Genomic DNA, 21,430 nt, shown 5'->3' with positions numbered 1-21,430 from the left:
CTCCCGTCAGTCGTTGCCGTCGGAACGGCCACTGCTGACGTCAGACTCCTGCTCGGCACGCGTACGAGCGGCCACGATCTTCCGCTTCGCGACGAGCAGTCCACCCCCCTCGGGGGCGGCCGACATGGTGTTCTCTTCCACCATCGGACTTACCTCTCTCTTCTCGGGGACTCCCACCGGGATTCCGGCAGGAAGCAAAGGGACAGCGACGAGCGCGGCGGACGCCGACCTCGACGACGACGGACGCCCCGTGCACCGAGGGCACCCGCACGGCGGGTACTTGGTCGGTGAACCCAAGATCACTGCGTTGCGCGGGTTCACCTGCACCGTGCGCACCGGGCCGTACGTCCGGCCGCCGTCGTATGACACCCGGAGAGTCATGCGCCCGGTCGTCATGAGCGCACACCAGCGTCAGGGCCGAACCTCCGCCGGTACCCCAGCCGCCATCCCACGCCGTAGCGGACCCACTTTTCGTTTCGCTCGGTCGCTGCCATGGGGGAAAACATTGGCCTAGAAAGTGACGGCTGTGTAGTTCTTTCCCGTCATGGACTAAAGATCATGAACGACAGGCGGCGGACCACTCCGCCAACAAGGCTCGCGCTTCGTCCCCGAACAGCGCATAACCCTCCAGAGTAGAGAACAGTTCCAAGTGCATTTCGATGTCGCGTGGATCTCTCAGAATCACGACACCGGTGGTGTTCTCCACGGTGGCCAGGGTCTCGTCATAGATGGTGAAGGTGTCCATCGGTGCCATGGGCTTGTACCCCGCGATGGGGATGACACCGAGCTTCACGTTCGTAAGATGAGTCAGTGAGGCCAGCCGGTCAATTTGCATCGCCATCGCAGCCGGGGGCAGGAGTGGCCACCTCACAGCCTGCTCAGTGAGAATGAAAGTGAACCGCTTCTTCGTGTTGTAAAGAACCTCCTGCCGCTCCAGCTTCCTAGCGATCGTCTTTGTTACATCGGCCGGAGAATGGGAAAGGCTGGCCCGGATGTACTCAGGGGTGGACAGTAGTCCTGTAATCATTGAGAGCAGGAAGAAGCGGAACTCCGCCGACGAAGATTCAAGGGCGGCAAGTTCGTTCTGCTTCTTCTCCAAGCCCCTACGCCGCAGCGAGCGCAGGTCTTGCCATTCGGTGTTGGCCAGCCTCGCGAGGGCGATGACCTCCTCGATGACCTCGGGCGGAGCCACGACAGCCCGGAGGATTCTTTCGAGGTCCAGCAGGCTCGGTTGGGCTTTCCCATTCTCGATCCGACTGATCTTCGATTGGGACATGTTGCAACGCCGAGCGAGCCGGTCCCCAGTGAGGCCGGCTCGCTTGCGTAGTTCTTTCAGCAGGGCCGCCAGTTCCTGTTTCGGCTGCCCGAGCTGCTCAGGATCGAACGTCACCCGCTGCTCACGTACTCCAGGAACGGCACGGATTCGGCAATGGCAATCTGCTTCCACTGCCGGTACGGCTCCGGGTCACCCTCGTACAGTTCCCGGTTGATCTGCGTCCCGTCTTCCCGGTAGTTCATCAGGACCACCTTGGACTCGTCGAACATCCAGAAGTCCTGATCCGGCAGTCCGGGATTCTCCCGGTCGGTGAGGTCGAGGATGCGGATATCCTCGCCCGCCTTCACGTGGTGCCGGTAGTAATACTCGAACTCGAACCGAAGGTAGTCCGAGAGCGGGCGGGTCACGACGTGCACCCTGCCGACGCCCTTTCCTTCCGAGGCCCATTGCCGAACCTCGTCCATCCAGGCCGACGTGTAATCGTCGGGGGATTTCTCCCCGGCGAGGAAGCGCTTCAGCTTCTCCGCTTCCTGGGGCATTGTGTAAACGGGCAGCGTTTCCAGCCGCCACGCCTCACGCTCCATGGAATCGAAGCAGTTATTCCACGCGTCACCATCCAAGTGCACGGAACGCCTCCCTGAGAACCGCTTCCGGGATTTCCACGAGCCCTTCCCCGGCGGGCGGGGTGAAGGCGTCGGACACGTCGCCCTGCACCACGAACGATCCAGTCGCCTTGCGGTACACGTTCGGGCAGTCCTTCTCTCCGCACTCGCCGTTGCCGTTGCCCGTGAGCCGGGTGAGTGCCGAACGTTCGGACATGCCAAACCCCCTTGCTCTGGCCCCGTTTGGGCCGCCTGGCCAACGACAGTAGAGGGGGTGGCGCCACGCGTCTATGCGTGAACGCGACTATGCGCGTCCTTGCATAAATAGGTCTCCGACCGCCCCAGCCCACCCCTTACGTGGTCACGCACGCGCCCGTGCAGGCTAGGCGAAGCCCCGTGGCGCCATCCGGGTAGCCTGACCAGGGACGGACCGCCTCGGAGGAGGGTTGGTCACGTGACCAACGCATGACCAACAGGGACCCGAGAGGGCCTGAAACAGCAGGAAAGAACAGGAGAAACGCCCGCCGAAATCAAGCCTGTCGACGGGCGTTTCCCCAGGTCAGAGCGGATGTGGGCTGGCGCCCGAGAGGAGAGTTCAAGTCCCCCCTCGGACACCACCAGCGAGAACCCCACTTCGGTGGGGTTCTCTGCGTTTATGGAGCATGCGGCGGTCCACTCGGGAACCCGCCACGTGCCGCAGCCCAGGGCCCCGTGGCGGCTACCGTTGCCCGGTGACGCGAAGATCCAGGACGCCTGCCTCCCCACTCCCCCAGCGCGACGGCATCGACCCCGTGCGGGTGCGGCTGCCCGATGGGGCGTGGGGCACGGTCGGGGAGCATCTGGTCGAGCGGTTCCAGGGGGCGATCGGGGCCGAGCGGGTGGTGGGGATGCTGCGCGAGGGGCGGTTCGTGGGTGCCGACGGGGTGGTGGACGCCGAGCTGCCGTACCGCCCCGGGATGTACATCTGGTTCCATCGCGACTTCGCGCCCGAGGTGCCGGTGCCGTTCGGGATCGGGATCGTCCACCGCGACGAGCGGATCGTGATCGCCGACAAGCCGCACTTCCTGGCCACCACCCCCCGGGGACGGCACATCACCGAGACCGCCCTCGCCCGGCTGCGGCGCGATCTGGAGCTGCCCGCGCTCCAGCCCGCACACCGCCTCGACCGGCTGACCGCCGGCCTCGCGCTGTTCGTCGTGCGCTCCGAGGACCGGGGCGCGTACCAGAACCTGTTCGGGTCGCGCCTGGTGCGCAAGGAGTACGAGGCGGTGGCCCCGTACGACGAGAAGGTGGCGCTGCCGGTGACCGTGCGCAGCCGGATCGTCAAGGAGCGCGGGGTGATCGCCGCGCACGAGGAGCCGGGCGAGCCGAACGCCGAGAGCCGGATCGAGCTGGTCGAGCGCCGGGGCGGCCTCGGCCGGTACCGGCTGCTGCCCGCCACCGGGCGCACCCATCAGCTGCGGGTGCACATGAACGGGCTCGGGCTGCCCATCCTCAACGACCCCGTGTACCCGGTGGTGGCCGAGGAACCCGCTCCCGACGACTTCACCCAACCCCTCCAACTGCTCGCCAGAGTACTTGAGTTCACCGATCCGGTGGACGGGCGGACGCGGAGGTTCGAGAGCGGGCTGCGTCTGGAGAGCTGGCCTGCCCTCGATGCGGATACATCGGATCAATAGCCGCCCCGCACCCCCGAAATCCCGCTCCCAGGGGTCCCTCAACCCCTCAAAGGTCTGATAAATATGCGGGCATGCGGGTCACGAAGCTCGGTGGCAGTGGCTGTCCCGTCAGCGTGCTGTCCTTCGGCGCGGCCGGGTTGGGGAACCTCCTCGGCCAGGTGTCCGACGCCGACGCCCGGGGCGCGGTCGACGCCGCCTGGGACGTCGGCGTCCGCTACTTCGACACCGCCCCGCACTACGGCCTCGGCCTCTCCGAACGCCGACTCGGAGAGGCCCTGCGCGGCCGCCCCCGGGACGCGTACACCGTGTCCACCAAGGTCGGCCGCATCCTGGAGCCACTGGCCGAGTTGTACGGCGACGACCGCGCGGAGGGGTTCGCCGTCCCCGCGACCCACCGCCGCCGCTGGGACTTCAGCGCGGACGGCGTCCTGCGGAGCATCGAGGACAGCCTCGTGCGGCTCGGGCTCGACCGGATCGACGTCGTGTATCTGCACGACCCCGACGGCCACGGCGAACAGGCCCTGCGCGAGGCGTACCCGGCGCTGGAACGGCTGCGCGCGCAGGGCGTCGTACGGGCCATAGGGGCCGGGATGAACCAGGCCGACATGCTCGCCCGGTTCGTCCGGGACACGGACGTGGACGCGGTGCTGTGCGCCGGGCGGTACTCGCTCCTTGACCGGCGGGCGGCCGACGAACTGCTGCCCGAGGCGGCCGCGCGTGGCAAGAGCGTGGTGGTCGGCGGGGTCTTCAACTCGGGGCTGCTCGCCGATCCCCGGCCCGGCGCCACCTTCGACTACGCGGCCGCGCCGCCCGATCTGCTCGACCGGGCACTGTGGCTCAAGGCGGTGTGCGAGCGCCATGGCGTACCGCTGCGGGCCGCCGCCCTCGCCTTCCCGCTGCGCCACCCGGCGGTGGCGAGCGTGCTGGTGGGGGCCCGTTCGGCGGCCGAAGTCAGGGACGCCGCCGCGCTGTTCGCGCGCCCGGTCCCGGACGCGCTCTGGGAGGAGCTGGGCTTATGAACGAGGAGTCGGGCTTGTGAGAGTCGCGCTGCACACCCGCGTACGAGCGGACCGCATCGAGGCGTACGAGTCCGCGCACCGCGAAGTCCCGGCCGAGCTCACAGCGGCGATCCGGGCGGCCGGGGTCACCGCGTGGACGATCTGGCGCAGCGGCACCGAGTTGTTCCACGTCATCGACTGCGCGGACTACGCCCGCCTCCTCGCCGAGCTGGAGCACCTGCCGGTCAACATCGCCTGGCAGGCCCGGATGGCCGAGCTGCTGGATGCAGTTCACGATTACTCGGGCGCGGGGGCGGAGGCCGGGCTGCCGGTGGTGTGGACCCTATGACAGGCGTGGTCGACGCGCACCATCACCTCTGGGACCTCTCCGTCCGCGACCAGGACTGGCTCGCCTCTCCTGAACTCGGCCCCATCCGGCGGGACTTCCTCCTCGAAGAGCTGCGGGCCGAGGCTGCGGCCGCCGGTGTCACCGCCACCGTGCTCGTCCAGACCGTGACCGTGGCCGAGGAGACCCCCGAGTTCCTGGCGCTCGCGGCGGGCAACGACCTCGTACGCGGAGTCGTCGGCTGGACCGATCTCACCACGCCCGGAGTAAGAGACGAGCTGGCTCGCCTCGCCGAACTCCCGGGCGGCACACGGCTGGTGGCGATCCGGCACCAGGTGCAGGGCGAGCGCGACCCCGAGTGGCTGCTGCGGCCGGACGTGGACGCGGGGCTCGCGGCGGTCGCGGCGGCCGGACTCGCGTACGACCTGGTGGTGCTCCCCCATCAACTACCGGCCTGCGTACGGGCCGCCGAGCGCCACCCCGGGCTCACCTTCGTCCTCGACCACCTGGGCAAACCCCCGGTCGCCTCCGGCACGCAAGAGCCCTGGGCGTCGGCCGTCCGCGGCCTCGCCGCGCTCCCCAACACCGTCTGCAAGCTGTCGGGGCTGGTCACGGAGGCGAACTGGGCGAAGTGGAGCGTCGACGATCTGCGGCCGTACACGGACACCGTCCTGGACGCCTTCGGCCCCGCGCGGCTGATGTTCGGCTCCGACTGGCCGGTGTGCCTGCTCGCGTCCTCGTACGGTCACGTCATCAACGTAACAAGGGAGTTGGTACAGGACCTGAGCCCGCACGAGCGGGCCCAGGTCCTCGGTGGCACGGCCGACCGGGTCTACCGGCTCAGTGGCCGCGCTTGATCCACTCGTCGAGGTGGGGTGCCTCGGCGCCGATCGTCGACGAGTCGCCGTGACCCGTCCGTACGACCGTCTCGGGCGGCAGCGTCAGCAGCCGGTCGCGGATCGAGTCGACGATGGTCGGGAAGTGGGAGAAGGAGCGGCCGGTCGCGCCCGGGCCGCCGGCGAAGAGCGTGTCGCCGGTGAACACCGTGCCCAGGTCGGGCGCGTGCAGGCACACCGCGCCCGGGGCGTGGCCCGGGGTGTGCAGCACGTCGAGGCGCGTACCGGCGATGGACACGCTCTGCCCGTCGGCCAGTTCGCCGTCCGGGGCCCGGTCCGGGTGCGTGAGCTTCCACAGCGGCAGGTCGTCCGGGTGCAGCAGCACCGGCGCACCGGTGGCGTCGGCGAGCGCGGGCGCCGCGTCGATGTGGTCGTTGTGGGCGTGGGTGCAGAGGATCGCGCGCAGGGTACGGCCGCCCAGCGCGGCCAGGATCGCCTCCGCGTCATGGGCCGCGTCGATGACCACGGCCTCCTCGTCGTCGCCGACGATCCAGACGTTGTTGTCGACGTCCCACGTGCCGCCGTCCAGGGCGAACGTGCCCGAGGTGACCAGCTGCTCGATACGGGCGGTCATCAGAACGCCACCACCGAGCGCAGGACGTCACCCTCGTGCATCCGCTCGAAGGCCTTCTCGATGTCGTCGAGCCCGATCGTCTCGGTGACGAAGGCGGCGAGGTCGATCCGGCCCTGCTGGTGCAGATCGATCAGCATCGGGAAGTCGCGCGACGGCAGGCAGTCGCCGTACCAGGAGGACTTGAGCGCGCCACCCCGCCCGAAGACGTCGATCAGCGGGAGCTCCAGCTTCATGTCGGGCGTCGGCACCCCGACGAGCACGACGGTCCCGGCCAGGTCGCGGGCGTAGAACGCCTGCTTGTACGTCTCGGGGCGGCCGACCGCCTCGATGACGACGTCGGCTCCGTGGCCGCCGGTGAGGGCGCGGATCGCCTCGACGGCGTCGTCCGTGCGGGAGTTGACCGTGTGCGTGGCGCCCATGGTCTTCGCGGTGGCCAGCTTGCGGTCGTCGATGTCGACGGCGATGATCCTGGCCGCGCCCGCGAGCCGTGCGCCCACGATGGCCGCGTCCCCGACGCCGCCGCAGCCGATGACAGCGACCGAGTCCCCGCGCCCCACGTTGCCGGTGTTGATCGCGGCGCCGATGCCCGCCATCACCCCGCAGCCCAGCAGCCCGGCGACGGCGGGCGAGACCGACGGGTCGACCTTGGTGCACTGCCCGGCCGCGACCAGGGTCTTCTCCGCGAACGCCCCGATGCCGAGCGCGGGCGAGAGCTCGGTACCGTCGGTGAGCGTCATCTTCTGCTTCGCGTTGTGGGTGTTGAAGCAGTACTGGGGGCGGCCGCGCAGACAGGAGCGGCACTGGCCGCACACCGCGCGCCAGTTGAGGATCACGAAGTCGCCGGGCTCGACGTCGGTGACGCCCGCGCCGACCGACTCCACCACTCCGGCCGCCTCATGGCCGAGCAGGAAGGGGAAGTCGTCGTTGATCCCGCCCTGCTTGTAGTGCAGATCGGTGTGGCAGACCCCGCAGGCCTGGATCTGCACCACGGCCTCGCCGGGCCCCGGGTCCGGCACCACGATCGTCTCCACCCGCACGGGCTGGTTCTTCCCCGGCGCGATGACCCCTCGGACCTGCTGCGGCATGCGTGAACTTCCTTTCTCGCACCGCCCGTACGTACGGAAATGTGTACGGGCCCGGCCTTGGCACGTTACCCGGCCCATGCCGAAGGGCGGCACCCCGCGCCGGGGGGTGCCGCCCTTCTCGTACCGCTGTGTGGCGCCTACTGCTTCGCCGCGAGCTCCGTGACCCGCTTGCGGACCAGGTACCAGCCGCCGACGAGCATGGCCGCGATGATGGGCAGGCAGTAGGTCGTGGTGCGGCCGACGCCGCCGCCGTACCACATCAGGAAGACGACCGAGGCGAGGAAGAACAGCGTCACGATCTGGGTGTAGGGGGCCCAGGGCAGCCGGTAGGCGGGCCGGGTGACCTTGCCCTCCTGGGCGCGGCGCCAGAACAGCAGCGAGCAGATCATGATCATCGCCCAGGTGCCGAGGATGCCGATGGAGGCGAAGTTCAGCACGATCTCGAAGGCCTTGCCGGGCACGATGTAGTTCAGGCCGACGCCCAGGACGCCGAAGCCGGCGGTGAGCAGGATGCCGCCGTAGGGGACCTTGCCCTTGTTCATGACGCCGACGAACTTGGGCGCGGAGCCGGCGAGCGACATCGAGCGCAGGATGCGGCCGGTGGAGTACAGGCCCGAGTTCAGGCTGGAGAGCGCGGCGGTCAGGACGACCAGGTTCATCACACCGGCGGCGCCCGGCACGCCGAGCTTCTCGAAGACGGTGACGAACGGGCTCTCGTCCCCGGAGTACTGGGTGTACGGGAGCAGCAGCGCGAGCAGGACGACCGAGCCGACGTAGAAGATGCCGACGCGCCACATGATCGAGTTGATCGCCTTGGGCAGGATCTTCTGCGGGTTCTCGGTCTCACCGGCCGCGACACCGCAGAGCTCGACCGAGGCGTACGCGAAGACGACGCCCTGGATGACCAGGAGCATCGGCAGCATGCCCATCGGGAAGATGCCGCCGTGGTCGGTGATGTTGGCCAGGCCCGGGGTGTTGCCGTCGACGCTGTGCTGGGTGACGACGAGGTAGATGCCGACCAGCATGAAGGCGACCAGGGCCGCGACCTTGATGATCGCGAACCAGAACTCCATCTCGCCGAAGTACTTCACCGAGATCAGGTTGGCGGTGAGCACCACCGCGAGCGCGATCAGGGCGAGGACCCACTGCGGGATGTCGCTGAACATGGCCCAGAAGTGGGCGTAGGTCGCGGCGGCCGTGATGTCGGCGACGGCGGTGGTCGACCAGTTCAGGAAGTACAGCCAGCCCGCCGAGTAGGCGCCCTTCTCACCCATGAACTCACGGGCGTAGGAGACGAACGCGCCGGAGGAGGGGCGGTAGAGCACGAGCTCGCCGAGCGCGCGCACCACGAAGAAGGCGAAGACGCCGCAGACCGCGTACGCGATCGCGAGGGAGGGGCCAGCGCCCGCCATGCGGCCGCCGGCGCCGAGGAACAGGCCGGTGCCTATCGCGCCGCCGATGGCGATCATGTTGATATGGCGGGACTTGAGGTCCTTGCTGTAACCGGCGTCACCGGCGTCGATGTGGGGGGTGCCCTGCGTCGGCGTTGCCGCCGTCGTCTCGGCCGCAGGCATGGCGGTGCGGTCACTCATGTAGCTGTATCGCCTTCGTGAGGGGTCATGCGGTCGTGCGATACCGGGCGATGCCGGTCATGCGTCCCGTTCCGGTGAGCTCGTCGAGGGTCACCGCGGCATGGCTGATTCCGGATATGGTCGCGGCTCGACGTGCGTTTTGGCAGTGGCCAATGTCACGTACGGGCAGATCTGTGATGAATCTGAGGTAAATCTGAGCTTTATGGGGCGAGTACGTCCAGTTCTCTCAGCGCCCCGACGGCGATCTCGCGGGTGAGTCTCTCGGCCCGTTCCGCGTCCCGCTCCCGGACCGCCTCGGCCACCCGGACATGCAGGGTGACGGCCGCCGGATCGGGGTCCTCGAACATCACGTGATGGTGGGTGCGCCCGGTCAGTACCTCGGCGACCACATCGCCGAGCCGGGCGAACATCTCGTTGCCGGAGGCGTTCAGGACGATCCGGTGGAACGCGACGTCGTGCACCAGATAGCCCTCCAGCTGTCTGCCCCGTGAGGTGGCGACCATGCCGAGCGCCTGCTCGGTGAGGTCCGCGCACTGCTCGGGAGTCGCGTGGTGGGCGGCGAGCCCGGCGGCGACCGGTTCGACGGCCGATCTGAGCACGGTCAGCGAGCGCAGCTGGCGCGGCCGGTCGGCCCCCGCCAGGCGCCACCGGATGACCTGCGGGTCGTACACGTTCCACTGCTCGCTCGCCCGTACCGTCACGCCGACCCGGCGCCGGGACTCGACCAGCTGCATGGACTCCAGGACCCGGATCGCCTCGCGGATCACGGTGCGCGAGACGTCGAAGCGCTGCGCGAGCTCGTCGCCGCGCAGCACGCTGCCGGGCGGGTACTCGCCCGCGGTGATCGCGCGGCCGAGGGTGTCGAGCACCTGCGCGTGCAGTCCCTGGGCCTGTGTGGTCATGGGCGTAAGCGTAAGCGCAGGTGGACGCGCGCCAGGACGAGCGCGCGGGGGCAACCCCTGAAAAGTATTACTTATTCATCACGAGGTCTTGAATACGTCGCACCTTTTGGGTTTCAGTAGCGCGACACATCGATGTCGACGAAGACAGCGAGGCACCACCTATGAGCACCCCCCACGTCGTCGTGGTGATGGGCGTCGCCGGCACCGGCAAGACCACGATCGGCCCCCTGGTGGCCGAGGCCCTGGGCGTTCCGTACGCCGAGGGCGACGACTTCCACCCGGCGGCGAACGTCGCCAAGATGTCGGCCGGCACCCCGCTGGACGACACCGACCGGTGGCCCTGGCTCGACGCGATCGGCCAGTGGGCGCACGGCCGGGCGGGCCTGGGCGGAGTCGTCAGCAGCTCCGCGCTCAAGCGGGTCTACCGCGACCGGCTGCGGGCGGCCGCCCCCGGGCCCGTCTTCCTGCATCTGACCGGCGAGCGCGAGCTCATCGAGCGGCGGATGCGCGAGCGCAAGGGCCACTTCATGCCGACCGCGCTGCTCGACTCCCAGTTCGCCACGCTCCAGCCGCTGGGCGCGGACGAGGCGGGCGTCGCCGTCGATGTGTCCGGCACCCCCGAAGAGATCACCGACCGGGCCGTCGCCGCGCTGCGCCGGCTCGCCGGCTGACCCGCCACCAGCTAAGGAACACCACCGTGACCAGTCTCAGCGTCGAGATCCTGGCAGCGGGCGCCACCGAGCCGATCACCTCGGCGGGCAACGCCCGGTTGGGGATCGCCGTACTCGCCGGCATCGCCGTCATCGTCCTGCTCATCACCCGGTTCAAGCTCCACGCGTTCCTCGCCCTGACCATCGGCTCGCTGGCGCTCGGCGCCTTCGCGGGCGCGCCCCTCGACAAGGCGATCACCAGCTTCACCACGGGCCTGGGCAACACCGTCGCCGGTGTGGGCGTCCTGATCGCCCTCGGCGCCATCCTCGGCAAACTGCTCGCCGACTCCGGCGGCGCCGACCAGATCGTCGACACGATCCTGGCCAAAGCCGGGAAGTCCGGCGGGCGCGCGATGCCATGGGCGATGGTCGTCATCGCCTCGATGATCGGGCTTCCGCTGTTCTTCGAGGTCGGCATCGTGCTGCTGATCCCGGTGGTGCTGCTGGTCGCCAAGCGCGGCAACTACTCGCTGATGCGGATCGGCATCCCGGCGCTCGCCGGTCTCTCGGTGATGCACGGCCTGATCCCGCCGCACCCCGGCCCGCTGGTCGCCATCGACGCGGTCCACGCCAACCTGGGCGTCACGCTCGCCCTCGGTGTACTGGTCGCGATCCCGACCGTGATCATCGCCGGGCCGGTCTTCTCCAGGTACGCGGCCCGCTGGGTGGACATCCCGGCGCCGGACCGGATGATTCCGTCGCGCCCCTCCGAGGACCTGGAGAAGCGCCCGAGCTTCGCCGCGACCGTGTCGACCGTGCTCCTGCCGGTCGTGCTGATGCTGGCGAAGGCGCTGGTCGACATCGTGGTCGACGACCCGAAGAACCACCTCCAGCGGGTCACCGACGTGGTCGGCTCGCCGCTGATCGCGCTGCTCGCGGCCGTGCTCGTCGGCATCTTCACCCTCGGCCGGGCCGCCGGGTTCTCCAAGGAGCGGATCTCGTCGACCGTCGAGAAGTCGCTCGCCCCGATCGCGGGCATCCTCATGATCGTGGGCGCGGGCGGCGGCTTCAAGCAGACGCTGATCGACGTCGGCGTGGGCCAGATGATCCTCGACCTCTCCAAGAACTGGTCGATCCCGGCGCTGCTGCTGGCCTGGCTGATCGCCGTCGCGATCCGGCTCGCGACCGGCTCGGCGACCGTGGCCACGATCTCGGCGGCCGGTCTGGTGGCACCGCTCGCGGCCGACATGTCTACCGCGCACACGGCCCTGCTCGTCCTCGCGGTCGGCGCGGGCTCGCTCTTCTTCAGCCATGTGAACGACGCGGGGTTCTGGCTGGTCAAGGAGTACTTCGGGATGGACGTCGGCCAGACGCTCAAGACCTGGTCGGTGATGGAGACGATCATCTCGGTGGTGGCCGGAGGCCTGGTCCTCCTGCTGTCACTGGTGATCTAGCGACTTGTCGGCCTCTTCCTTACGCTCCAGCTCCTCCAGCCACAGGCGGTGTTCCCGCCGGGCCCAGGGGCGCTCCACCGACCCGGTGCGCATGCCACGGCGTGCCTCCGGGTCGAGGAGCGCCATGGTCACATGGCCGATGAGCACGATCCCGACGGCCAGCGCCAGCCAGTCGTGCACGAAGGTGGAGCCGACCCGTACCGGCAGCGGCGCCAGATGCGTGAACCACATGAACAGGCCGGTGCCGAGCAGGACCAGGGTGGCCCCGGTGATCCAGCCCGCGTAGACCTTCTGCCCGGCGTTGAACTTGCCCGCCGTACGCGGGCGTTCGTCGCGGGTGAGCGCCGAGCGCAGCCAGGCGCGGTCGTGCGGCCCGAAGCGGTTGAGCCGCCGCAGATCGGCCCGGAAGGCCCGGGAAGCGAGCCCGAGCAGTACCGGTACGGGCAGCAGCACCCCGGAGATCTCGTGCACCCGCACCACCAGCTCGCGCCGCCCCACCGCCTCGGCGAGCTGCGGCAGATACAGCACCGCCGCCGAGGCGACGCACACCCCCATCACCAGGTAGTTGCTCCGGTGCACCCAGCGCTCGGCGCGGCCGAACCTCCGTACGCGCGCGGCGGGTTCAGCTCGTGGGGTGGTCCTCGCGTCCGTTGGACCGGCCGACCCAGGCGTCCGTGTCATAGCCCCGCTCCTCCCAGAATCCCCGCTGCACCTTGCCCGTCACGGTGATCCCGGAGAGCCATTTCGCCGACTTGTAGAAATACATGGGCGCCACATAGAGGCGGACCGGGCCGCCGTGCGCATGGGAGACCGGTTTGTCCTGCATGCTCAGGGCGACCAGGACATCGTCGCGCCGGGCCTGTTCGAGCGTAAGACTCTCGGTGTACGTGCCGTCGAAGCAGGTGAAGCGGACCGCTCCGGCTCCTGGGCGCACCCCTGCGGCGTCGAGGAGCCGGGACAGCCGCACCCCCGCGAACGGTGTGCCGGGCACCCGCCACCCCGTCACGCACTGCACGTCCCGCACCAGCCGCGTCTGCGGCATCGCGCGCAGCGCGTCGAGCGTGTACGTGCCCGGGCGCTCGACCAGACCGTCGACGCTCAGCCGGTAGTCGGCGGCGCTGCGATGCGGTACGGAGTCGGCGACCGAGTAGTAGCGGAAGCCGCCGCCGTTGGGCAGCAGCCCGGTCAGGCCGGTGGGGTCCTTCCCGGCGGCGGCGCCCAGGAACGCTTCGAGGCCGCGCTGGAGCACCGGGGCGGCGGCGACCCCGGCGACACCGAGGCCGAGCATGCCCAGCACGATGCGACGTCCGACCGGCGCGGTCTCGGCGGGGGGTGGTTCGGGTGGTTCCGGTTTCACACCCCGATTCGAGCACCAGTGGCCCCGGGATGCCAGGGGCCGCGGCCCGCCGTCATGATTCCGTCAGATCTCCGGAGGTCAGGCGGTGCCGAGTGCGGCCTTGCGGGCGGCCTGGAAGGCGCGGTACGGGTCCCGGTCCGGGTACGACCAGGGCGCGGGCGTGAAATGGCGGCCGATGCGCTGGAAGAGGGCGGCGGCCTCGGCGGGGCGGCCCTCGCAGTGCTTGGCGTGGGCGAGGAAGTTGAGGTCGACCCCGGCCCGGGGGTGGTCCTCGCGCTCCCACTCCAGCCACCAGTCGAACGCCGACCTGATCACCTGCCGGGCGCGCCGCCCGGTCCAGTGCCCGGAGTCGGCCGGGTCCTTCGGCGCCGCGCCCCGGGCGGCGAGCACGCGGTAGCGCTCGGCGTGGGCGACCAGCGGGAGCAGGGCGAGCGGGGAGTCGGCGGGGGCGCGGGCGACGGAGGCGGCCGCGAAGGCGTACACCTCGTGCGTCGGGTCGGCGCCGTCGCCGGCGCGGCGCTCGGCGAGCCGGGCCGCCATCAGGTGGTGGGCGTGGTGGTGGTCCGGGTGCCGGCCGCACACCTCGGCGAAGATCTGCTCGGTCTCGTTGTCCGAGCCCAGGCCCCGGGAGAGGGCGAGCAGGGCGAGCCACGGGGTGGGGTCGGCGGGGGCGAGCCGGGCCGCCTCCAGACAGGCGTCGCGGGCGCGGTCCTGCTTCTCCTTGCCGCGCAGGGCGCGCGGGACGAGGGCGCAGGCGTACAGGGCGGCCGCGTCCGCGCTGTCGGGCTCGGCGAGCAGCCATTCGCGGGCCCAGCCCGCCGACGTGTTCGGCTCACCGAGGACGGTGAGGCGGTGTCCGCGCCGGTCCCAGTCGTCGCCGGTCGCGGTGAGCAGCGCGCGGACCCTGGTCCACCGGCCCTGCGCCAACTGGGCGCGCACGGTGACCAGTTCGACGTCGTCGAGCGCCGGGTCGAAGGATCTGCTGCCCCTCCCCCAGGGACTGCGTCCGGAGGGGACCCCCAGGGGGCGGCCGAGCGGGGGCGGGGACATCCGCGTACTTCCCATGGAGTCGTATGGATGCGGGTGGGGGGTGAGTGGTGTATGGGACTGGCGGGACGAGTCACAGGGTGATCGCGCACAGCAAAGCGGTACCCAACGCTCCACGTCAAGGTCGGGCCGGGCTCCTTGCGGCTTCAACTTGCCTGACCGGGACGGAAGTTGGCCCTGACCTGCACCGGGACCGGACTCGGTGGGCGGGTGGGCCGGACAGGGCCGAAAGTGGTGCGGTGCGCGCCCCCGGTGGGTACTCGGGAGGCGCCTGCCGCCCCGGAGCGCTATGGTCAAGCAAGTTCGCACCCCCCGGCCGTACTTGAGGTGTACGACGTGTCGGTTCTGGTCCTCGCTCTCGCCGTGGGCGCGGCCTGCTGTCTGGGCTTCGGATTCGTCCTCCAGCAAAACGCCGCCCAGCACGCCCCGCTGAGCGACTTCCTCTCGCCGCGCCTGCTGCTCGACCTCATCCGGGTGCCCCGCTGGCTGGCCGGGATAGGGCTGATGGTCGCGGGCATGGTCCTTGGGGCGCTGGCGCTCGGCCACGGCGAGGTCTCCCAGGTGGAGCCGCTGCTCGCCACCAACCTCTTCTTCGCGATGGCGCTCTCGCGCTGGCAGACCAAGCAGTCGCTGGGCCGACAGGGCTGGGCGGGGCTCACCCTGCTGGCGGGCGGGGTGACCGCGTTCATGGTGGCCGGGCAGCCGCAGGGCGGGAACGAGGTGGCCGGACCGCTGCGGCACTGGCTGATCATCGGCATCGTCGTCGGCATCGCGATGCTCCTCACGGTGGCCGCGCAGCGCTCCCGGCTGAGCGCCGGACCCACCCTGCTCGCCCTGGCGGCCGGGACGCTCTACGGACTCCAGGACGCGCTCACCCGGGTCACCGGCGAGCGCCTGTCGGCCGGCGGCTGGTCGCACGCGCTCACCGGCTGGCAGCCGTACGTCGTGGTGGCGCTGGGGGTGAGCGGGCTGATCCTGGTGCAGAGCGCCTTCGAGACCGCCCCGCTGCGGATGTCGCTGCCCGCCCTGACGGCCGCCCAGCCGCTCTCCGGGATCGCCTGCGGCATCGGCTTCCTGGGTGACCGGCTGCGTACCGACATCGCCGCCCTGACCTGGGAGGCGATCGGTCTCGCGGCCATCGTGGGCGGCATCGTGCTGCTCGGCATGCACCCGGCGATGCCGTCCGGGACGGCGCCGGAGGAGCGGACGAAGGACCTCCAGTCCCACTGACGCGCGACCCGGCGGTGCTTGGATGGGTCCATGACGAGCCAGACTCCCCCGGACCCCGCCCAAGAGATCCTCGACATCGTCGACGAGCACGACCGCGTGGTGGGCCGGTCGCCGCGCGGCGAGGCGTACGCCCGTGGCCTGCGCCACCGGTGCGTCTTCATCCTCGCCCGGGACGCCGAGGACCGGATCTTCGTTCATCGCCGCACCCCGACCAAGCTGGTCTTCCCGTCGCAGTACGACATGTTCGTGGGCGGTGTGGTCGGCGCGGGCGAGACGTACGACGACGCGGCGCTGCGCGAGGCCGAGGAGGAGCTGGGGGTCAGCGGACTGCCCCGGCCCGTACCGCTGTTCAAGTTCCTGTACGAGGGCGGTGCCGACGGGCGGCAGACCTGGTGGTCGGCCGTGTACGAGGTGCGCTGCACGCTGCCGGTGAATCCGCAGGTCGAGGAGGTCGCCTGGCACGACTTCCTGCCCGACGCCGAGGTGGAGCGGCGGCTTGAAAGCTGGGAGTGGGTGCCGGACGGGCTGGAGGCGTACCGGAGGCTGCGCGTGCACCGGGCCCGGTGATCCGCTGCGGGTAGTGTGCAAATGTGATCAGCATTGCGCAGACCCTGCGGCTGTGGTTCGCGCCGCAGCGCATCGGCGAGGAGGGCGAGACCCCGGACTACCGGTTCTCGCTGGCCAACGAGCGCACCTTCCTGGCCTGGATCCGCACCTCATTGGCCCTGGTCGGCGGCGGCTTCGCGGTCGACCAGTTCCTGCCGGACCTGCGCTGGGGCGTACGGGTCGGGCTCGCGCTCGCGCTGCTCGGGTCCGGGGTGCTGTGCGCGCTGCGGGCCGTGAACCACTGGGTGCGCTGCGAGCGGGCGATGCGGCGCGGCGAGGACCTGCCGGTGTCGCGCTTCCCGACGGTGCTGAGCGTCGCGGTCGCGGTGGTCGCCGTGGTCATGGTGGTGGCCGTCCTCTTCGGCTGGGCCGGGTGACCGGCGCGCCCGCCCGCGACCCCGGGCTCCAGCCCGAACGGACCCGCCTCGCGTGGCGGCGTACCACCTTGTCCTGCACGGTCGCGGCGGTGCTCGCCGCCCGGCAGGCGCTGCACGGCGGGCTCACCGCGGTGAGTCTGATCGCGGTGGCGTTGAGCGTGCTTGTCTGGCTGGGCTTCCTGGCGGTGGCCCACCGCCGTATCCAGTCCCTGTCGGGTGTGGCGCGCCCGGAGGTGCTGCGGGCCCGCGAGGCGGTCACGGCGATGGCGTGCGTGACGGCGCTGGCGGGGTTCGCGGTGGCGGTATTGGTGTGAGGTGGCTGGGTTCCCGGGCCCGCCTACTCCCAGTCCACTGTCACCACGATCTTGCCCCGGGTGCGGCCCTCCTCGCTGAGCCGGTGGGCGTCGGCGGCCCGTTCCAGCGGGAACGTGGCGTCGACGTGGACGGAAAGGACGCCCTGCTCGGCCAGGTCGGCCAGTTCGCGCAGGTCCGCCGCGTCCGGGCGGACGAACAGATAGTGCCCGCCGAGCCCGATCACCTCGCCGGACGCGATGGACGCCAGTCGGCCCTCGGGGGCCAGGAGTTCCGCCGAGGCCCTCAGCGCGTCGCCGCCCACCGTGTCGAACGCGGCCGTCACACCGTCGGGCGCCAGCGCGCGGACCCGGTCCACGAGCCCGTCCCCGTACTCCACCGGCTCGGCGCCCAGCTCCCGCAGGAAGTCGTGGTTGCGCTCGCTGGCGGTGCCGATGACGCGGGCGCCCCGATGCGCGGCGATCTGCACCGCGAGCGAGCCGACACCCCCTGCTGCCGCGTGCACCAGGACCGTGTCGCCCGCGCGCACCTCAAGGGCCCGCAGCACCTGGTACGCGGTGAGCCCGCACAGCGGCAGCCCCGCCGCCTCCTCGAAGCTCAGGTTGCGCGGCTTGCGGGCGAGGGTGCGCACGGGCGCGGCGACGTACTCCGCGAAGGTGCCCCGGGACAGGAAGTCCTCCCGCGCGTACCCCATCACCTCGTCCCCGACCGCGAACTCCGGCACGGACACGCCCGGCTGGACCACCACCCCGGACACGTCCCAGCCCGGGACGACCGGGAAGACCGCTTCGAGCACCGGGTCCATATAGCCCTCGCGGACCTTCCAGTCGACCGGGTTCACCGCGGCCGCCCGCACCTTGACCAGGACCGAGTCGGGTCCGACCTTGGGATCGGGCCGGTCGCCGTACTCCAGGACCTCGGCACCGCCGTACCGGCTGTAGCTGATCGCCTTCATGGCAAAGAGCCTCTGACCTGCGGCGCGTCCGCGCAAGCGGAGCCGTGTCCGGCGGATTACGGTGGAAGTGACGTCGTACCGGGCGTCGCACCGGGAGGTGAACGGCATGACCGTCGGTCATGAGGAGCACCCGACGCACGAGCATGTGCATGGGCCCACCTGCGGGCATCGCGCGGTGCCGCACGGCGACCACACCGATTATGTGCACGACGGGCACATGCACCGGGAGCACTCGGGGCACTGGGACGAGTGCGAGCCCGCTGGTCATGTGGCGCATGACGGGCACGCTCATGAGCATGGCGTGGGGTGCGGCCATCAGTCCGTCGAGCACGGGGACCATGTGGATTACGTCCATGACGGGCATCGGCATGCTGCGCATGATGGGCATTGGGACGACCATTAGACGTTGACTGCGGACCGTGCTGGGCTGGTCGCGCAGTTCCCCGCGCCCCCCTGAAAGCGGCGGGTACCCCACTCCCTCAGAGACGGCGGGTTCCACGCGCCCCCTAAAAACGGCACCGCACCTGGACGACATACCGACTGGTCGGTAGCGTGTCTGTGACACCCTACCGACCATCGTCGTTCCCGGAGGTACCCCGCCATGAGCTCAGTCCCGCCAGGCCTCGACCCGGAGCGGCTGCGCGCCCATCTCGACCTCGTCCGGCCGGGCCTGGTGAACGGGCCGCTCAGTGCCCGTCTGGTCGAGGGCGGCCGGTCGAACCTCACGTACATCGTGACGGACGGGACCGGCCAGTGGGTGGTCCGGCGGCCGCCGCTCGGCCATGTGCTCGCCACCGCGCACGACATGAAGCGCGAGCACCGGGTGATCAGCGCGCTGCACCCGACGGCCGTACCGGTCCCGGAGCCGATCCTGCTGTGCGAGGACGAGTCGGTGCTCGGATCGCCGTTCTACGTCATGGAATACGTGGCCGGGACCCCGTACCGCACGGCCGAGCAGCTGGCCCCGCTCGGCCCGGAGCGCACCCGGGCCGCGATCCTCGGCCTCGTGGACACACTGGTCGAGCTGCACGCCGTCGACCCCGAGGCGGTGGGGCTCGGTGACTTCGGGCGCCCGGAGGGCTTCCTGGACCGGCAGTTGCGGCGCTGGGGCAAGCAGCTGGACGCCTCCCGCAACCGTGACCTGCCCGGCATCGACGAGCTGCACGCGGCGCTCGGCCGGGCACTGCCCAACTCCCCCGCCCCGACCGTGATCCACGGCGACTACCGGCTCGACAACGTCCTGGTCGGCGACGACGACCGGATCAAGGCGGTGCTCGACTGGGAGATGTCGACGCTCGGCGACCCGCTCACCGACCTCGGGCTCCTGGTCATGTACAGCGCCGAACTGAGGGTGAAGGACTCGCCGGTCTCCACCACGGCCGGGGCCGCCGGGCACCCCGCCCCCGCCGAGCTGATCGAGCGGTACGCCGCCCGCTCGGGGCGGGACACCTCGGCCATCTCCTGGTACACGGCGTTCGCCTGGTTCAAGCTCGCCGTGATCCTGGAGGGCATCCACTACCGCTACACGCTGGGCCAGACCGTCGGCGCGGGCTTCGACCGCATCGGCGACCTGGTGCCCGTCTTCATCGAGCACGGCCTCACCACCCTCCAGTCGCAGGAAGGCTGAACTCCCGCCATGGACTTCGCATTCGACGCGCGTACCGAAGAACTCCGCGCCAGGCTCCTCACCTTCATGGAGCAGTACGTCTACCCGGCCGAGACGACCGCGCACGAGCAGCGCGCGCTCCTGAAGTCGCCGTGGGACACGCCCGCGGTGGTGGAGGAGCTGAAGGCCGAGGCCCGCAGCCAGGGGTTGTGGAACCTGTTCCTGCCGGACGCCGAGCACGGCGCCGGGCTCACCAACCTCCAGTACGCGCCGCTCGCCGAGATCACCGGCCGCTCCCCGCACCTGGCGCCCACGGCGCTGAACTGCGCGGCGCCGGACACCGGCAACATGGAGGTGCTCGCCCAGTTCGGCACCGACGAGCAGAAGAAGCAGTGGCTGGAGCCGCTGCTCGCCGGGGAGATCCGTTCGGCGTTCGCGATGACCGAGCCCGAGGTCGCCTCCTCGGACGCGACGAACATCGAGACCCGTATCCGGCGCGATGGCGACGAATACGTCCTCACCGGCCGCAAGTGGTATATCTCCGGCGCGATGAACCCCGACTGCAAGGTCTTCATCGTGATGGGCAAGACCGACCCGGACAACGAGGACGTGCGCCGCCAGCAGTCGATGGTCCTGGTGCCGCGCGACACCGACGGCGTCGAGGTCCGGCGCGCCATGCAGGTGTACGGCTACGAGGACCACGCGCACGGCGGCCACGCCGAGGTCGTCTTCCACGGCGCGCGCGTGCCGGCCGCCAACCTGATCGGCGAGGAGGGCGGCGGCTTCGCCATCGCCCAGGCGCGGCTCGGGCCCGGCCGGATCCACCACTGCATGCGGCTGATCGGCATGGCCGAGCGGGCCATCGAGCTGATGTGCCGACGGGCGGTCGGGCGTACCGCGTTCGGCAAGGCGATCGCCCAGCAGGGCGTGGTCCAGGAGTGGATCGCGGACGCGCGCGTGGCCGTCGAGCAGCTGCGCCTGCTGGTGCTGAAGACGGCGTGGCTGATGGACACCGTCGGCAACCGCGGCGCCCACACCGAGATCCAGGCCATCAAGATCGCGACGCCCCGTACGGTCGTCGACATCATCGACAAGGCCGTACAGCTGCACGGCGCCGGCGGTGTCGGCCAGGACTTCCCGCTGGCCGAGCTGTGGGCGGGCGCCCGCACCCTGCGCATCGCGGACGGCCCCGACGAGGTCCACCAGCGCTCGCTGGCGCGGCGCGAGCTGAAGAAGTACCTGTAAGCGGCTTACGGGCGCAGCGCCCTCAGCAGCAGGTCGGCGAGGTGGTCGGCGACCTGCTGCGGGGTGAGCGGGCCGTCCGGCCGGTACCAGGTGGACAGGTGGTGGACCGAGCCGAAGTGGTAGTCCACCACCAGGTCCGCGGGGGTGGCCGTGGAGAAGACGCCCGCGGCCTGGCCCTCCTCGATCAGGGCCCGGAACCGCTCGTGGTAGCGCCGCCGTTCGACCCGTACCTGCTTGTTCTTCTCGGGGCTCAGATGGTGCATCGAGCGGAAGAAGATGGCCGCGTCGTCCAGGTTCTCGATGGTGGTGACGACGACGTCGGCGGCCGCGTCGCGCAGCCGCCGCTCGACGGGCGCGTCCGCGTCCGCGAAGGCGTCGAGCCGCTCCTGCTGGAGGCGGAGCACGCGCGCGTACACCTCCTGGAGCAGGTCCTCCTTGGAGCCGAAGTAGTGGTAGAGCGCGCCCTTGGTCACGCCCGCCGCCTCGACGATCTCCTGGACCGAGGTCCGGTCGTAGCCGTTCTCGGCGAAGAGGCGGGTGGCGGCGGCCAGCAGCCTCTGGGGGACGGGGGTGCCGTTCCCGTCCGTCGTCCTGGCCATGCCGTCGCCACCTCTCCTGTCGTTGAAGGCGCTCTTTTGCGC

26 protein-coding genes are annotated in these 21,430 nt (G+C 70.5%); 13 read left to right on the top strand and 13 right to left on the bottom strand.

Annotation, left to right across the window (positions count from 1 at the left end):
- Nucleotides 1–6: 6 nt before the first annotated feature.
- The 4 genes from ACT1U9_RS25525 to ACT1U9_RS25510 form a co-directional block, all read right to left on the bottom strand.
- The gene (locus tag ACT1U9_RS25525) at nt 7–144 is read right to left on the bottom strand and encodes a hypothetical protein (protein ID WP_337674316.1); all 138 of its coding nucleotides are present in this window, start codon (nt 142–144) and stop codon (nt 7–9) included.
- A 412-nt stretch (nt 145–556) separates the two neighbouring features.
- Nucleotides 557–1,390 (bottom strand): helix-turn-helix domain-containing protein, encoded by an 834-nt coding sequence (locus ACT1U9_RS25520; RefSeq protein WP_444534983.1) that lies wholly within the window; start codon nt 1,388–1,390, stop codon nt 557–559.
- A complete protein-coding gene (locus ACT1U9_RS25515; RefSeq protein ID WP_444534982.1) occupies nt 1,387–1,902 on the bottom strand; it encodes a DUF6879 family protein in 516 nt (171 codons plus the stop codon). Before ACT1U9_RS25515 ends, ACT1U9_RS25520 begins: the two co-directional genes overlap by 4 nt.
- Nucleotides 1,886–2,095 (bottom strand): hypothetical protein, encoded by a 210-nt coding sequence (locus ACT1U9_RS25510; protein WP_094794572.1) that lies wholly within the window; start codon nt 2,093–2,095, stop codon nt 1,886–1,888. The genes ACT1U9_RS25515 and ACT1U9_RS25510 overlap by 17 nt, the downstream gene beginning before the upstream one ends.
- Nucleotides 2,096–2,609: 514 nt before the next feature.
- Between ACT1U9_RS25510 and ACT1U9_RS25505 the strand changes: the two genes are divergently transcribed.
- The 4 genes from ACT1U9_RS25505 to ACT1U9_RS25490 all read left to right on the top strand — a co-directional run bounded on the left by ACT1U9_RS25505 (nt 2,610) and on the right by ACT1U9_RS25490 (nt 5,758).
- Nucleotides 2,610–3,557, top strand: a complete 948-nt coding sequence (locus tag ACT1U9_RS25505; RefSeq protein ID WP_444534981.1) for a pseudouridine synthase — start codon at nt 2,610–2,612, stop codon at nt 3,555–3,557.
- 71 nt (nt 3,558–3,628) lie between these two features.
- Complete coding sequence (locus ACT1U9_RS25500) at nt 3,629–4,576, top strand: aldo/keto reductase (protein WP_444534980.1); 948 nt, start codon at nt 3,629–3,631, stop codon at nt 4,574–4,576.
- A 16-nt stretch (nt 4,577–4,592) separates the two neighbouring features.
- Nucleotides 4,593–4,904: an L-rhamnose mutarotase gene (locus ACT1U9_RS25495; protein WP_444534979.1), complete on the top strand. Its 312-nt coding sequence runs from the start codon at nt 4,593–4,595 to the stop codon at nt 4,902–4,904.
- Nucleotides 4,901–5,758, top strand: a complete 858-nt coding sequence (locus tag ACT1U9_RS25490; protein ID WP_444534978.1) for an amidohydrolase family protein — start codon at nt 4,901–4,903, stop codon at nt 5,756–5,758. The genes ACT1U9_RS25495 and ACT1U9_RS25490 overlap by 4 nt, the downstream gene beginning before the upstream one ends.
- Here the strand turns inward: ACT1U9_RS25490 and ACT1U9_RS25485 are convergent.
- The 4 genes from ACT1U9_RS25485 to ACT1U9_RS25470 form a co-directional block, all read right to left on the bottom strand.
- Nucleotides 5,742–6,371: an MBL fold metallo-hydrolase gene (locus ACT1U9_RS25485; RefSeq protein ID WP_444534977.1), complete on the bottom strand. Its 630-nt coding sequence runs from the start codon at nt 6,369–6,371 to the stop codon at nt 5,742–5,744. The two genes, ACT1U9_RS25490 and ACT1U9_RS25485, sit on opposite strands and share 17 nt — an antisense overlap.
- Nucleotides 6,371–7,456, bottom strand: a complete 1,086-nt coding sequence (locus ACT1U9_RS25480; RefSeq protein WP_444534976.1) for an S-(hydroxymethyl)mycothiol dehydrogenase — start codon at nt 7,454–7,456, stop codon at nt 6,371–6,373. The genes ACT1U9_RS25485 and ACT1U9_RS25480 overlap by 1 nt, the downstream gene beginning before the upstream one ends.
- A 137-nt stretch (nt 7,457–7,593) precedes the next feature.
- A complete protein-coding gene (locus tag ACT1U9_RS25475) occupies nt 7,594–9,048 on the bottom strand; it encodes an amino acid permease (protein WP_444534975.1) in 1,455 nt (484 codons plus the stop codon).
- 200 nt (nt 9,049–9,248) lie between these two features.
- A complete protein-coding gene (locus tag ACT1U9_RS25470) occupies nt 9,249–9,950 on the bottom strand; it encodes a FadR/GntR family transcriptional regulator (protein WP_188275140.1) in 702 nt (233 codons plus the stop codon).
- Between the two features lie 161 nt (nt 9,951–10,111).
- Here ACT1U9_RS25470 and ACT1U9_RS25465 point away from each other — a divergent pair, with 161 nt between their 5' ends.
- Together ACT1U9_RS25465 and ACT1U9_RS25460 are read left to right on the top strand one after the other, a co-directional pair.
- Nucleotides 10,112–10,621 (top strand): gluconokinase, encoded by a 510-nt coding sequence (locus ACT1U9_RS25465; RefSeq protein WP_444534974.1) that lies wholly within the window; start codon nt 10,112–10,114, stop codon nt 10,619–10,621.
- 26 nt (nt 10,622–10,647) lie between these two features.
- Nucleotides 10,648–12,054 carry a GntT/GntP/DsdX family permease gene (locus tag ACT1U9_RS25460; RefSeq protein WP_444534973.1) on the top strand — a complete coding sequence of 469 codons (1,407 nt, stop codon included), beginning with the start codon at nt 10,648–10,650 and terminating at the stop codon, nt 12,052–12,054.
- Here the strand turns inward: ACT1U9_RS25460 and ACT1U9_RS25455 are convergent.
- From ACT1U9_RS25455 to ACT1U9_RS25445, 3 genes are all read right to left on the bottom strand, one after another.
- A complete protein-coding gene (locus tag ACT1U9_RS25455; protein WP_444534972.1) occupies nt 12,040–12,735 on the bottom strand; it encodes a cytochrome b/b6 domain-containing protein in 696 nt (231 codons plus the stop codon). The two genes, ACT1U9_RS25460 and ACT1U9_RS25455, sit on opposite strands and share 15 nt — an antisense overlap.
- Nucleotides 12,677–13,411 carry a molybdopterin-dependent oxidoreductase gene (locus ACT1U9_RS25450; RefSeq protein ID WP_444534971.1) on the bottom strand — a complete coding sequence of 245 codons (735 nt, stop codon included), beginning with the start codon at nt 13,409–13,411 and terminating at the stop codon, nt 12,677–12,679. Before ACT1U9_RS25450 ends, ACT1U9_RS25455 begins: the two co-directional genes overlap by 59 nt.
- Nucleotides 13,412–13,489: 78 nt before the next feature.
- Entirely contained in the window at nt 13,490–14,461 is a 972-nt protein-coding gene (locus ACT1U9_RS25445) for a hypothetical protein (RefSeq protein ID WP_444534970.1), read from the bottom strand.
- A gap of 333 nt (nt 14,462–14,794) precedes the next feature.
- Here ACT1U9_RS25445 and ACT1U9_RS25440 point away from each other — a divergent pair, with 333 nt between their 5' ends.
- The 4 genes from ACT1U9_RS25440 to ACT1U9_RS25425 are packed head-to-tail and all read left to right on the top strand — an operon-like array spanning nt 14,795 to nt 16,985.
- Nucleotides 14,795–15,688 carry a DMT family transporter gene (locus tag ACT1U9_RS25440; RefSeq protein WP_444534969.1) on the top strand — a complete coding sequence of 298 codons (894 nt, stop codon included), beginning with the start codon at nt 14,795–14,797 and terminating at the stop codon, nt 15,686–15,688.
- Nucleotides 15,689–15,718: 30 nt separating this feature from the next.
- Nucleotides 15,719–16,255, top strand: a complete 537-nt coding sequence (locus ACT1U9_RS25435; protein ID WP_444534968.1) for an NUDIX hydrolase — start codon at nt 15,719–15,721, stop codon at nt 16,253–16,255.
- A 23-nt stretch (nt 16,256–16,278) separates the two neighbouring features.
- A complete protein-coding gene (locus tag ACT1U9_RS25430) occupies nt 16,279–16,671 on the top strand; it encodes a YidH family protein (protein ID WP_444534967.1) in 393 nt (130 codons plus the stop codon).
- On the top strand, nt 16,668–16,985 hold the full coding sequence (locus tag ACT1U9_RS25425; RefSeq protein WP_444534966.1) for a DUF202 domain-containing protein: 318 nt from the start codon (nt 16,668–16,670) through the stop codon (nt 16,983–16,985). Before ACT1U9_RS25430 ends, ACT1U9_RS25425 begins: the two co-directional genes overlap by 4 nt.
- 23 nt (nt 16,986–17,008) lie before the next feature.
- Here the strand turns inward: ACT1U9_RS25425 and ACT1U9_RS25420 are convergent, their stop codons facing one another.
- Nucleotides 17,009–17,938 (bottom strand): NADP-dependent oxidoreductase, encoded by a 930-nt coding sequence (locus tag ACT1U9_RS25420; protein WP_444534965.1) that lies wholly within the window; start codon nt 17,936–17,938, stop codon nt 17,009–17,011.
- Nucleotides 17,939–18,044: 106 nt separating this feature from the next.
- On the opposite strand from ACT1U9_RS25420, the gene ACT1U9_RS25415 reads away from it, so the two are divergent.
- From ACT1U9_RS25415 to ACT1U9_RS25405, 3 genes are all read left to right on the top strand, one after another.
- A complete protein-coding gene (locus ACT1U9_RS25415; protein WP_444534964.1) occupies nt 18,045–18,341 on the top strand; it encodes a hypothetical protein in 297 nt (98 codons plus the stop codon).
- Between the two features lie 198 nt (nt 18,342–18,539).
- The gene (locus tag ACT1U9_RS25410) at nt 18,540–19,565 is read left to right on the top strand and encodes a phosphotransferase family protein (protein WP_444534963.1); all 1,026 of its coding nucleotides are present in this window, start codon (nt 18,540–18,542) and stop codon (nt 19,563–19,565) included.
- A 9-nt stretch (nt 19,566–19,574) separates the two neighbouring features.
- Nucleotides 19,575–20,789, top strand: coding sequence for an acyl-CoA dehydrogenase family protein (locus ACT1U9_RS25405; protein ID WP_444534962.1), 1,215 nt, complete (start codon nt 19,575–19,577; stop codon nt 20,787–20,789).
- Nucleotides 20,790–20,794: 5 nt separating this feature from the next.
- Here the strand turns inward: ACT1U9_RS25405 and ACT1U9_RS25400 are convergent, their stop codons facing one another.
- Nucleotides 20,795–21,388 carry a TetR/AcrR family transcriptional regulator gene (locus ACT1U9_RS25400; protein ID WP_188275151.1) on the bottom strand — a complete coding sequence of 198 codons (594 nt, stop codon included), beginning with the start codon at nt 21,386–21,388 and terminating at the stop codon, nt 20,795–20,797.
- Between the last annotated feature and the right edge of the window lie 42 nt (nt 21,389–21,430).

Origin of the sequence: Streptomyces sp. BR1 (genome assembly GCF_052373795.1) — a bacterium.
GTDB lineage: Bacteria > Actinomycetota > Actinomycetes > Streptomycetales > Streptomycetaceae > Streptomyces.
Note: the sequence above shows the minus strand (reverse complement) of the source record. Positions and strands in the feature narration are given on the sequence as shown.